Below are 12,410 nucleotides of genomic sequence, written 5' to 3' on the forward strand. Positions count from 1 at the left end.
AGATAAACAGGCACCTGTTTCTAACCCCAGTGAGTTTAGCTTCTTAAAAGATAAAACAAGTGCCTCTTACTTGATGCGGTAATAACCTGAAACCTTTTAATCTAAGAAACATGGAAACTAAAATTACTTTCTACCCGAAAAAACTGTTGCTGCTTGCCGCAATGGTTTTTTCAACAAGCGTTTATTCCCAAACTGTTATCACCGTTACGGATTGTAATCTGGATGGCTGGGTAGATCAGGGCAACCCCGACATCATCGCTACCTTTACCACCGGAGAAGCAGAACCTCTATTGGGCAATGGCAGTTTAGAATACACGACCCTGACCGGTGACCTGGGTAATTTCAGAAATGAGTCTTATCATAATACACTTTTATCTTCCCTCACCAACTTTAGTTACTCTACTTATATTCAAAGCCGCACCAACAATACTGATAATATTTTTGTGGTTTTGCAGATAGACAGAACGGGAGATGGCCTGAAAGATGACCACTTGATTTTTGAACCACGCTGGCAAACCGGTTCCTGGGTAGCAGGAACCGGTTTGACGGACCAGGGGCCTACACTTGAAAAAACCTGGCAGACATGGGATATGCTTAATGCTATCTGGTGGTTAGGTACGCCGCATATCCTTAACCCGGAGAAGGGTGGAATTTATCTCACCTTAGCCTCCTATATCAGCCAGTATCCTGATGCCCGAATTGTGAATCAGTTTTCAGGTGGCGGGTTTGGCGGTATCCGGCTCAATATAGGCTCCCCCCGGTTTGAACCCTTTACCGAATATTGGGGTACTGCCTTTACCGGGTACGTCGATGCCTTTACCATTGGTATAGACGGCCACAATACAATTTATGATTTTGAACCGGGCATAGTTGAGGCAGCCATCGCGGGCAGCACGAATGCTGCTTTGGGCACCAGCAACTCCGTCTATTCCCTTCCTCACTCCGGAGCCGCCTCCTATACCTGGACCATCACCGACATCGACGGCTCGGCCTATACCGACTTCACCGGCCAGGGCACCGGTTCCATCGCTGTCAACTGGCCTGACGAACCAAACGCCTACAAGGTGAGCGTCACTTATGTCGGCAAAGAGGGCTGCCCTGACCAGACCTCTGTACATTATGTTCATGTTTATCATCCCGACGCTGGCTTCGTATCCGGCGGGGGCAGGAGCGACTCCCCCTTCAATTCAGAATACGAGCTTATGCACCGGGGTGGAAACATATATTGGGGCTTTGTGGCAAAGTATAGAAGCGAAGAGCAGGTTATCGGCTCAGCCATCGTGATTCTAGAGTCCGGCCCCTCCATTTTCCGAAGCACCAGCGTGGAAGACGGCTCTTTGGTTATCTCCGGCAACAGGGCCTTCTTTAGGGGCAAAGGTGTTCTCCACCACCAGCGGGGCTTTGATACTGACACGGATGATCGCAGGTTTGGCTACCTTGTCGCCGCCACCGACGGGCTGTTTAGGGCGAAGACTGGTCCAGATCAGCTCCGCCTCAAAATCTGGGTGCTGAACGAGGACGGAACCGAAGGTGAGGTCGTTTACGACAACCAGCTTGGCTGTACTTCCGCCAGTTTGGATAACAATGCGCCGGCCTGCGACGCCATTGACAGGGGCTCCATCATTATCCATAAACCCATCAGGAGCCTCAACAGTGCTCTGTTGCAAAGTTCTGTGGTGGAGCCGCTTTCCCTAGGCCTTCAGGCGTACCCTACCGCCTTCAGTGACCGCACCACCCTGGCCTTCGCCACCGAGAGCGACACAGGCTACCTGCTGGAACTCTATGACCTGAAAGGGGCGCTTGTTCAGCATATCGCCGCCGGCACCACCGTAAGCGGCAAGCGCTATGAACTGGAACTACGCGCAGAGGGACTGGTAAAAGGCATGTACCTGGCGCACCTAACAACAGGTGAAAAAATACAAATTGTTAAGATCGTGGTGCAGCGCTAAGCGTAGCATAAGTAACAGTAACAGTAACAGTAACAGTAACAGTAACAGTAACAGTAACAGTAACAGTAACAGTAACAGTAACAGTAACAGCCGCCCGGACTACCATAGCCCGGGCGGCTGTTGCTTTCTATGCCCGGCACTACCCATGGCTTTTCCTGCCGGGGTTTCTCCTCTTACCGTGCTCACCTGCTTTCCAATGCTCGCCTGGCATACTCGTTAGTGGCAAGTCAAAGTATCTGCTCCTTTTTCCGGAGGGATAAAAACAGACGTTTCAGCGGTAATTACAGACTATCAGCTTTTAATCCAACATGTTTTAAATCTTGCTTAATTTTAATTTTATAGAACATTAAAATATGTCTATATCACTCTAGCATTTCGCGGCAAATTTCCTACCTTAAGCCTTTGTTAAAACACCGAGTAAATTACATGGCTAAGAATACTACCCCTACCGCCAAACCCAAGGCGGATATAAATTTTGAAAATGAACTTTGGTATGCTGCCAACGAGTTGCGTGGCGCTGTAGCTGAAAACCAGTACAAGGATTACGTGCTCTCGCTGCTGTTTGTGAAGCACCTCTCCGAGCGCTACGAAGTGCGCAAACAGGAGCTGCAGCTCTCCTTCTCCGACCCCGAAAGCGACTACTATAACATAGAAAAGCACGAGCAGGCGCAGGTGCTGGAAGACGAGCTGGAGTACCAGGTAAAGAACGTGTACCGCTTGCCAAAGGAATCCACCTGGGAGTACCTGCGCGAGAACGCCGAGCAGGACGACATTAAAGTAAAGGTGGACCAGGCGTTTGTGCTGCTCGATGAGCTGCTGGCCAAACGCAACCCCGACTACAAATGGGTGCTGGAGCCAATTTTCGTGAAAAGTCAGCTCTCCCCTACGCAGGTGGCGGGGCTTATCTACCTGTTCTCCAAAGAGAAGTTCTCCGAGATAAATAACCCTGAATCCGACATCTACGGCCGCGTGTATGAATATTACATCGGCAAGTTTGCCATGGCCGAAGGCTCCGATGCGGGGCAGTTCTTTACACCGTGCTAAGTGTAGCGCTTGCTCACGACGATGCTGGAGGCGCTGAAAGGCCAAGTCCAGCAATTAAGGTTTTCTTTTTTTGTGGCAATTGATATATTGTTTTAAATAGTTATAAATCCAAATGCCATGAATGGTGATGTTTATATATTAGGTGCAGGCGCATCTTTTGAATCGGGCGCTCCTCTAATGAATAACTTTTTAGATGTGGCCGAAGATCTGCTCCGTCAGGGAGTATTTAAAGAGGATCAAGAAAAGATTGAACTTGTATTTGACCTAATAAGTGAACTTCAGATCGTTCACTCAAAAGCCCAGCTGGACCTCAACAATATAGAATCCCTCTTCGGTGCTATTGAGATGGGCATCATCCTCGGTCGCTTAACCTCTAAATCACAAGATGTTGCGAAATACAAAGAAGCCTTGACAACACTGATATCCAGAACATTGATACAGTCAATGTTATTTCCTTTTGTAATAAAAACGGGCTATCAAAATATACCGACGTTTAAATCGTCTGAAAGCTATAGCCAGTTTGCAGAATTACTGATCAATAAAAAGGCTTACGGTGCCTCAGTGCTGACGTTTAATTATGATTTAGGGTTAGAATTAGCTTTAGCTTTTTATAACACAAAGGTAAATTACAGATTGGATGATGATACTGAAAATTTTAACCTTCTAAAATTACACGGCTCTATTAACTGGTACACAAACGCGAACAGTCAGACAAAGGAAATAAATTTTCATTCTCTTGAAGATGCCACAAGATACATCCAAAACGATTTTGATAATAAAAGATACAAAGAGAACGAGAAGTATCCCTTCGATATTGATAGATACTTGAATATGGCAGGCGCAAATGAGCACAAGAATCTTGAGACTGTTATTATTCCCCCTACCTGGAACAAGACAGAATATCATGGTCAGTTAACGAAAGTGTGGGAAGCTGCTGCTGATAAATTAAGTAATGCACAAAACATTTATATATTTGGCTATTCCCTGCCTGAGAGCGACTCTTTCTTCAGGTATTTATTTGCCTTGGGGACAATCAGCAAGAATAGAATTCGGAACATTATCGTTTATAACCCAGAGGATTCCGGAGAGACAGAAGCCCGATTTAGGCGGCTATTTGGCCTATCAACCGAAAGCAGGTTTAAATATAAACCGCTTAAATTTTCAGAGGCCATCAAAGATATCGCGGAAAGCAAAGGCATTAAGCTTAACAATAATAAAGTAGATTTTGGTTGGCATTGATAGGTTGCTTTTTCCTAACAACTTGCTGTTGGTGCTACTACCTCACAACGACAAATTTATCTCTTAAGCTTCTCCTTTTCCGTAAGCCCTGTTAAGAACAGTCCAAAAAACGGATTTATGAAATTCTCTATCGCCACCTTTAATGTCGAAAACCTCATTACCGCAGAGAAACCGATTTATAATGATACCAGGCCTCGTTATACGCAGGAACAGTATACCTTAAAAGTTGCCTGGGTCAGGGAACAGTTATTAAAAATGGATGCTGAAGTTGTTGGCTTTCAGGAAATATTTGAAGAGCAGGCTTTATTAGATTGTATTGCCGGCACCCCATATGAAAACGCGCATCTGTTTGTAGCGAAGCCTAATGGCATTGGTCCGGTAAATGCTATTCTGAGTACGTTCCCGATAATGAGTGCACAGGTAGTGGAAGAAATACCCTTCGAGTTTCTGTTTTTCGACGAAGAAAAAATAGAGCAGGTTCTGGAGGGCATACGCATTCCTATTCCTATCAAACGATTTTCAAGAGGCGTAATAAGAGCGGAACTGCAACTGAGCAATACGCTTTCGGTGCTGGTTTATGTCCTCCACTTAAAGTCAAAACGACCCATTCTCCCGGAAGACCTGGACCGCGACGAGGCAACCTATACCGATATAGCCAAAGGGAGCGTTCGCTCCCTGCTACGCAGAGGAATTGAAGCGTGCGGCGTCAGGCAGTTACTCTCTGAAGACATTCGCCTGAATGAGGACAGGCCCATTATTGTTCTGGGTGATTTAAATGATAGCGATACTTCCGTTACCAACCAGGTTATTATCGGTGAGCCTCCTTACCGTAAGTTACCGGATGATGTCAGGTTTGATAAATGGAAGTATGTATTTCAGAATTGTAAACATATACAAGCAAGAAAAAGCATCGAAAACTTTCATTATACCTACATTCACAACGGCCATTACGAAAGTCTCGATAATATCTTTGTAAGCAACCATTTTGCTGAGTTAAACAACAACAAGATAGGCCGCATTATGGACGTGCGCCTGTACAATGATCATATTATTGACAAAACTATTTCGATGAATAAAAAACCTTTTTATGTTTCGGACCATGGGCAGGTTGTCGCCAATATTCATCTGTTCGATAATAACATGACACCCTATTAATTTCAGGAAAGATTACAACCTGGTTGAGATGAACTGGCTGAAGCATAGCGCCAGCAGTATCCCTCTGGCGTAAGCTTGCAGCTCGTGCTCCTTTTCACCCTTGCAGCTAAACCGTTTAAATAATTAGCAGTACGAGCTGCAAGCTCGCACTAGCAGATACCTTTCAGGATGTAAAAAGCCTCCCCGTTTTCCGGAGAGGCTTTTTATTTTACTACTGGTATACAGCGGTTAAGCTGTTGATCTATAAATCGGTGGCGTTAAAGGTGTCGCCCTGTGACAAATCGCCGGTCTCGAAGCCTTTTCTAAACCAGCGGACTCTTTGGGCCGAGGTGCCGTGTGTGAAGGAGTCCGGCACCACTCTTCCTGTGGCTTGCTTTTGAAGGCGGTCATCGCCGATGGCACTGGCTGCATTCAGGGCTTCTTCCAGGTCGCCGGGCTCCAGAAATCCTTTCGTTTTTTGGGTATGATGCGCCCACACACCGGCATAGAAATCAGCCTGTAGCTCTACTCTTACCATAAGCTTGTTAAATTCCACTTCGGAAAGCTGGCCCCGCATGGCGTTTACCTGCTCCATTGTACCCGTGAGGTTCTGCACATGGTGCCCCACCTCATGGCCCACCACATAGGCCTGCGCAAAGTCTCCTCCGGCACCCAGCTTGCGTTCCATTTCTTCAAAAAAGCTTAGATCGATGTACAGTTTTTCATCGCCGGGGCAGTAAAAAGGTCCAGTGGCTGAAGAAGCAAGCCCACAGGCCGAGTTTACCTGCCCCGAAAACAGCACCAGGGTAGGTTCCCTGTACCCTTCTAACATCCTGTTCCAGACATCTTCGGTATCTGCCAGCACAACGGCCGTCTGATCGGCCAGCGCCTGCTCTTCCGGGCTTGGCTGGTAACTGGCTGACTGTGCATACTGCGGCTCCCCGCCCACAAACTGCTGCAGGAAGGTCAGGGGGTTGGTCCCTGTCAGGAACATCACCGCCACCAGCACCGCCACAATAATCAGCCCCACTTTCGAGAAGAGGAGCCGGAACAAAGGTACAAGCAGCATCGGACTGATGCCTCTGCCACCACCCCCGAAACCGCCTGCTGATCTTCCTCTACGGTCTTCTATATTGCTGCTTTTTCTTCTGCCTTGCCATTTCATAGATATGTTTTTTAAAGAAGTGATGGGTGGTAAGGTTTGCTTCTTTCCCGCCTTGCCAGGCCCAGCGTTCATATCCTTATCCGGACACTATAACGGTAGGCGGCTTCACTTAGATGCACGCATTCTTCCAGCAGGCCTATAGCGTTGTGCAGATGAGCTGTCAATACATTTATTTAACTGTTCCCCATACGGTGCCTCCATCATCACCGGAATTTGTGCGGACAGATATGTAGCGTGTAGCTGCTGGTCCGGATGCCCTGGCCGGTCTTGTCCTGGTACAGGTTTAAACTTGCCGCTGATAGCAGGCAAAACCGGCTCAGTACAGGCGCTTCCGAAAATGTTTGAAGGCTGGCCTGTTCAAATACTGAAAAATCAGTATTGCAAGCCGCTCCGGATAAGGATACTTTGCCTGTTAACATGTACCACGAGCAGTATCTGCCTAATTCTAAAACTATGAAGAAGCATCTCCACATTTTCCTATCATTTATATTACTTGCCTGCACTACAGGCTGTGAGCACCTTCCGGATTTAATAGACCTTGACAAGCCGCACCCCAACAAGCCGCTGGTAACTCCTTTTGCGTCCGGGCTAACGGCACCGATAGGAATAGAAACTGATGCCCAGGGGCGGTTGTGGGTGACAGAGGCAGGGACAGGCCTTGCAGATGACGGGCAGCTTTCGCTGGTAACGCCACAGGGAACGGTGTACCCGGTGGTAACGGGCTTCCCCTCTGGCCTCAGTCCGGAAGGCGCTGTTTATGGGCTTAACCACCTCATCCTGCGGGGCAACACCCTCTGGATGCTGCACGGTGTAGAAGGAAAGCTGTATAAATTCGACGTTTCTTCCTTTCAGCCAGGCGACGCTCCCCTGCAGGCAAGCGAACTGGAATATGAAGACCTGGGTACTTTTGTAAAAGCCTATGAATTTGAGGACGACACCAATGAATCTGACCTCTTCAACCTGACCACTGGGCCGGAGGGAGACCTTTATATAGTGGATGCAGGGGCCAACGCCATTATCCGCCGGAAGAATGGCACCGGAGAGTTGAGCATATTCGCTGTCGTCCCTCCTATTCCTAATCCAGGCGGAGATCCGGCGCAGGTAGAGTCTGTACCCACCGGTATCGTTTTTGACGGGCAGCGGTTCCTGGTCAGCACCTTTACCGGGTTCCCTTTCCCCCAGCAACAAGCCACCATTTACGAAGTAGACCTCCAGGGTAACACATCTGTTTACTCTACTGGCCTTAAGAACATTACAGATATAGAACTGGGCATGGATAAAAAGCCTGTTGTGCTGGAGTATGGCACCTGGACCGGCGAAACATTTTTAGAGAACTCAGGCACCATCGTACGCTCCACCCAGGAGAAAAATACGCGTTTAGTGACTGGTTTGAACTTCCCCAACTCTATTGAGCGAAGCGGCGCCAAAACATACTATGTCGCCCAGACCTTTGATGGATTAATACAGAAAGCCATATTATAAAATAAACAGGCTGTTGCAGTTTCCTTTAGGTGTGGGAAGTTTGCCCTTCCTTACCCCTGATGCCGTCAGGTTTAGGAAACTGCTGCAGTTGTTGTTTGTTTTCTACAAGAACTTGCCAGCTGGTCATCACACCCCAGCCGTCTGGCTAAAAGCTGAACGCCGTTCCTGACATCCTTGTGCGGAACCAAACAAGCTGCAAACATCTTTGTCCGCGTGTAGAGAAGCCTAATGAAAAATCTCCCGTCAGTTTCAGGGCTTCTTTCCACTGAAGACACATAAATGGGCTGCTAAAACCACTACAATATGACATTCTCTACCCTTAGCCACAACACAACAGAGGCTTAGGTAAATACTATTAGTAGATGTGTTTTTCACCTTGGCTGCAAAGCACTTCAGCACTCCCGGGTAAGGGCCGGTTCATTCTGTTTTAACCCTGAAAATGGCGAGAGCGTTTTAGCTCGTGTCTACTGTTTTGGGACCGCTGGCCTAGTCACGTTCAAACCCGTTATCAATTAACGACACAAGTTCAAAAAACTGCGCCGGTGAAAGAGATGTGAAAGGTACCAGACACGGAAAGGGGCTTTAATTTGCCCGCTTCCTTTCTTCTTCTGAGCCTGTGGCGCGTTCTTTTTGCGCTTTCACCTGCTTGTTGCCAAAGTTGCGGGAGTAGGTAAGTCGGAGTACCCGCGGTTCTTGAAGAAAACCAATATTCTGATACAGGTTCATGGCAGGCACATCATTCACTGCTTCCATACGCATAGTCCAGAATAGGTCTGTTACCGTTAAACGGAAAGTGCCTCCTTCGTTCTTCAGCTTCTTCTGCAAGCCCAAATTAACGGAACCGAAGGACCTGAACCGCAGCACGCTCATGAAAGAGGGTGATTTGTAAAGTCCAGACGCCTCAACCGAAAAATCCCGTGGAAGCGTAAAGGTGTGCGTGGAATTTACCTGACCTGTATACCCTTCAACCTGAAGGTTTTCGCCCTGATAGTTTGTTTCATTCTGTTGCCAGTTGCCCATCAGGCTGTTCTGCGTTTGCCACCACTCGGTGAGGGTAACCGGAAGGTTCATGCTCAGTGAGTAGGTCGTAATACCCTTTATATTTTCTGTGTATACATACTGCTTGTTCTGCTGGGGATCCACTACCATTGTCCAGCTGAGTGCATCTTTGTCGTGACTGTATTGGAGGGTGACTGTGTAGGAGTTCTTCCATTGGTATACAGCCTGCACTGCGTCGGAAATGGCGGGCCGCAAAGAGGAATTGCCGAACATGGAGCTATTCGGATCTAAAAAGGTAACAAAAGGCGCGAGGTTACCATATGTAGGCCTGGTGATGCGACGGCTATAAGATAGTTGTAAGCTGTTGTTTTCATTTAAATCCCGGGACAAAAACAGGCTCGGGAAAAAATTGTGATAGCGGCGGTTCAAAATGTTTTCCCCTGCTTCAGAAGTCAGATCAGTTTGCGTGTACTCCCAGCGCAAGCCGGCCTGAAGCTTGGTACGAGCGTCTAACTGATAGCGGCTATTCAAATAAGCAGCACCAATATCTTCGCGCATGTTTACATCCTGGCTGAATTCATCTTGCGGCTGCCACTCCGTGTCAACAAGCTTTTCCAGCAGCACATCATTCCGGAATGTAGACCAGGTGCCTTTAACACCAGTTTCCATCGCTAACTTCTCATTGACCTCCCAGTTATAGTCGGCTTTGCCCACCCAGATGTGAATCGGAGTTCGCTTTGTAGCATTCATTAACTCCAGTTGCTCCGTTCCCTCAGGCCAGTATTGGTACTGGTTCTCGTACCAGTGCGGGTTGCGGTGGTGATAGAGCAGGTAATCCAGGTCCAGTGTCAGGCGGCTCTTGTCAGCAAAGGCATGCTGCAGGTTCAGGTTGCCCATCAGGTGGCGCCAGTTGTTGATTTCATGGTCTTTGATGTGGATGGACGTGCTCAAGGCCTCTGCATGGTAAATTTCGGCCTTGTTACGGGCAAACTGCTCCGCACGGTTATTAAAGCCCGCTACAAGTCCGTTGAGGCTGGTGTTAGCACCCAAACTGTACTCAAACCCGAGGCGCGCATTATACGTCATGTGGTGTGTGTCCCGGTCAGAGTGCGTACTGCTTCGCACACGCTCACCATGGTGAAGGAAGCTTCGGTTAGTGTAGGCAGAAAACCAGTAATGGTCCCAGAGGAAAGAGCCGTCCGCAAAAAGGTTCAGTTTCTCTTTGCGGTGGTTGATGTTAAACGTTGCGCCTGGTCTTGCGTACCAGCCGTAGCCCATGGTAAGGGAGTAAGCGCCATTGGTGCCGTATTCCTGGTTCTGTTTGAGAACGATGTTCACAACACCTCCGGTACCCTCCGCATCAAAGCTGGCAGGGGGTGTGGTGTACAGTTCTATCTTCTCGATGTTTCCGGCGTTCATTCCCGCCAGCATTTGCAGCACAGCCTCGGCCGGCAGGCGCGTAATTTTCCCGTTCACCATCACCACGACACCTGCTTTTCCCAGCAGAGAGAGCGTGTTGTCCTGGCGGTTAACCAATATGCCCGGCGAGCGTTCCAGCACCTCCAGGGCAGTGGCACCGGCTGCCGTAATACTGCTCTGCACGTTAACGACCAGCCGGTCCAGCTGCTGCTCAAAGAGTGGCTTCTGAGCTGTAACGATTACCTCATTCAGTTGCCGCGCATCTATCCGGGCGACAAGCAGGGGTAAGCGAAGGCTCTGGTTGGTCTCTGACACCACAAAGTGGGCAGAATATACTTTATGGTAGCCTACCATGGAGGCAGCTATGCAGTAGGAACCATTTCCCACTTTTTCGACCACATAGTCCCCGGCTTCTGTCGTGATAGCGCCACTTACCACGGAGGAATCCTTGGATGATAGCAGCAGTACGGTTGCGAAAGGCAGCGGACTCCCCTCCTCCCCCTGCACCTGACCGCTGATGCGGGACTGACCAAAACCGGTAGTTGCTGTGATAACCAGCAGCCAGAGCCAGTGCATGTTTCTCCCGTTCCAGGAGAAAACGAACAGGTGTAGCAAAATACGCCTCGCGCGCGATGCGCTGAATGTGGGGGAAAGGAAAAGTCTTTTCATAGAAGATAGAAATAAATAGAGCAACCATTTCTGACAGACAGTACAGCTGGCACAGGAGCAGATTAAGAGCTCTAAGCACCTGCACGATACCCCTATTCTACAAAGCAGGAAGCTCTGAAAGTCTTATACCGACCTGCCAGTTTGGGTTTGTGTTGATGCGATAGCCTGTGCCATGCAGCACAAAGCGTTTGCCCGCGTGCTGAATGAAGCTCTTAAGGGAAGATTGCTTCTGATGAATTGGTTGGTTTTGAAATTTAGCTAAGATGATAAGCCATATGCTCAAGTCACACAATCCATTAGTCTGCGCGTTGCGCTTATGAATTGTCCCGGAGTGGAGAAGTGCGAAGAAGTATAATTACAAAATTCCTGCGATAGATACAATAATAAGCTCAGGTTTTTCTACAGAAAGGGCAAATCTGGTGCATTAGGTGCATTAAGTAAGTTATCAGGAAAAAGTGCGGCCGCTTAAGAAGCCCTGCCACTAGTGGCCTCAGTTAGAGCTAATATTGGTAATGCAGTGAGAAATGAGGTTAACTAAAATGCTCCCGCAATCTGCCAGGTATGACCCTGCTTCGCAGTTCCCTTTCGACTCATGTCTCAGGCATGTTCGAAATGGCAATCCGGCTATCGCATTTACTGAGGTTAGCAGTATAGTCCTTACCCCAGACACAAACAGGCTGTTACCTACACTGTATTGGACTTTTCGCACAGTTGAACGTATACAACCCAATACGACTGAAGTAACGTACTGCTTCATCTAAAGCCACCCTCATGAAAAATCAGATCTTCTTTTACATTACTGCGCTGGTGGTGTTTGCCGGCTCCTCCGGTTGCCAGGAGCCATCAGCATCTAAAGCGCCACTCTCGGCAGGTGATTCAGATAATGTCAGGCAGATTATTGAGGAGAAGAATGCACAGGTAGAAGACTGGTACAGGGCAGGCCTGGTAGATTCAGTAGCCACCGTTTTTGCTGATGACCTCGTTCAGCTGGTACCACATCAGCCTCTTATAGAGGGCAAAGAAGAATTCAAGGGTTTCTGGGAGCAGATGGTGCAAAACGGTCATCTTAAATTTGATGTGAAGACGCAGGAAGTAAAGCACAGCGGCGATTTAGCAGTAGAGCGTGGCACTTTCAAACTCAGCTTTACCCCGAACGAAAATTCACCCATACCCCCTATACAGGATGAGGGGAACTATGTTGTGGTCTGGGAAAGGAAGGATGGTCACTGGAGAGCAGTATGGGATGCCCCGGTGAGCGAGTCACAATTACCACCCCCACCTTCTCAAAACAATTAACCCACCACATCATG

Annotated in this window: 8 protein-coding genes; 6 read left to right on the plus strand and 2 right to left on the minus strand. The window is 48.3% G+C overall.

The annotated features are described in order from the left end of the window. Positions 1-110 precede the first annotated feature (110 nt). The 4 genes from ACFS7Z_RS16400 to ACFS7Z_RS16415 all read left to right on the plus strand — a co-directional run bounded on the left by ACFS7Z_RS16400 (position 111) and on the right by ACFS7Z_RS16415 (position 5,387). A complete protein-coding gene (locus ACFS7Z_RS16400; RefSeq protein WP_377486770.1) occupies positions 111-1,949 on the plus strand; it encodes a T9SS type A sorting domain-containing protein in 1,839 nt (612 codons plus the stop codon). A 426-nt stretch (positions 1,950-2,375) separates the two neighbouring features. Further along, positions 2,376-2,993: a type I restriction-modification system subunit M N-terminal domain-containing protein gene (locus ACFS7Z_RS16405; RefSeq protein WP_377486772.1), complete on the plus strand. Its 618-nt coding sequence runs from the start codon at positions 2,376-2,378 to the stop codon at positions 2,991-2,993. Positions 2,994-3,110: 117 nt separating this feature from the next. Continuing rightward, positions 3,111-4,232: a hypothetical protein gene (locus ACFS7Z_RS16410; protein ID WP_377486774.1), complete on the plus strand. Its 1,122-nt coding sequence runs from the start codon at positions 3,111-3,113 to the stop codon at positions 4,230-4,232. A 117-nt stretch (positions 4,233-4,349) separates the two neighbouring features. Then, positions 4,350-5,387: an endonuclease/exonuclease/phosphatase family protein gene (locus ACFS7Z_RS16415; protein WP_377486776.1), complete on the plus strand. Its 1,038-nt coding sequence runs from the start codon at positions 4,350-4,352 to the stop codon at positions 5,385-5,387. Positions 5,388-5,628: 241 nt separating this feature from the next. Here ACFS7Z_RS16415 and ypfJ read toward each other — a convergent pair whose 3' ends face one another. Further along, entirely contained in the window at positions 5,629-6,531 is a 903-nt protein-coding gene (gene ypfJ, locus ACFS7Z_RS16420; RefSeq protein WP_377486778.1) for a KPN_02809 family neutral zinc metallopeptidase, read from the minus strand. A 453-nt stretch (positions 6,532-6,984) separates the two neighbouring features. On the opposite strand from ypfJ, the gene ACFS7Z_RS16425 reads away from it, so the two are divergent. After that, positions 6,985-8,013: a ScyD/ScyE family protein gene (locus ACFS7Z_RS16425; RefSeq protein ID WP_377486780.1), complete on the plus strand. Its 1,029-nt coding sequence runs from the start codon at positions 6,985-6,987 to the stop codon at positions 8,011-8,013. 582 nt (positions 8,014-8,595) lie between these two features. On the opposite strand, the gene ACFS7Z_RS16430 is transcribed toward ACFS7Z_RS16425, so the two are convergent. Then, positions 8,596-11,100 (minus strand): TonB-dependent receptor domain-containing protein, encoded by a 2,505-nt coding sequence (locus tag ACFS7Z_RS16430; protein WP_377486782.1) that lies wholly within the window; start codon positions 11,098-11,100, stop codon positions 8,596-8,598. Positions 11,101-11,871: 771 nt separating this feature from the next. Between ACFS7Z_RS16430 and ACFS7Z_RS16435 the strand changes: the two genes are divergently transcribed. After that, positions 11,872-12,396: a YybH family protein gene (locus ACFS7Z_RS16435; protein ID WP_377486784.1), complete on the plus strand. Its 525-nt coding sequence runs from the start codon at positions 11,872-11,874 to the stop codon at positions 12,394-12,396. The last annotated feature ends 14 nt before the right edge of the window (positions 12,397-12,410 follow it).

The organism is Pontibacter toksunensis, from assembly GCF_042686245.1.
Lineage (GTDB): Bacteria > Bacteroidota > Bacteroidia > Cytophagales > Hymenobacteraceae > Pontibacter > Pontibacter toksunensis.

Bases quoted from the DNA above. Each gene is read 5' to 3' on its own strand.
- ACFS7Z_RS16400 (WP_377486770.1), top strand. From the start codon at position 111: ATGGAAACTAAAATTACTTTCTACCCGAAAAAACTGTTGCTGCTTGCC.
- ACFS7Z_RS16405 (WP_377486772.1), top strand. From the start codon at position 2,376: ATGGCTAAGAATACTACCCCTACCGCCAAACCCAAGGCGGATATAAAT.
- ACFS7Z_RS16410 (WP_377486774.1), top strand. From the start codon at position 3,111: ATGAATGGTGATGTTTATATATTAGGTGCAGGCGCATCTTTTGAATCG.
- ACFS7Z_RS16415 (WP_377486776.1), top strand. From the start codon at position 4,350: ATGAAATTCTCTATCGCCACCTTTAATGTCGAAAACCTCATTACCGCA.
- ypfJ (WP_377486778.1), bottom strand. From the start codon at position 6,531: ATGAAATGGCAAGGCAGAAGAAAAAGCAGCAATATAGAAGACCGTAGA.
- ACFS7Z_RS16425 (WP_377486780.1), top strand. From the start codon at position 6,985: ATGAAGAAGCATCTCCACATTTTCCTATCATTTATATTACTTGCCTGC.
- ACFS7Z_RS16430 (WP_377486782.1), bottom strand. From the start codon at position 11,100: ATGAAAAGACTTTTCCTTTCCCCCACATTCAGCGCATCGCGCGCGAGG.
- ACFS7Z_RS16435 (WP_377486784.1), top strand. From the start codon at position 11,872: ATGAAAAATCAGATCTTCTTTTACATTACTGCGCTGGTGGTGTTTGCC.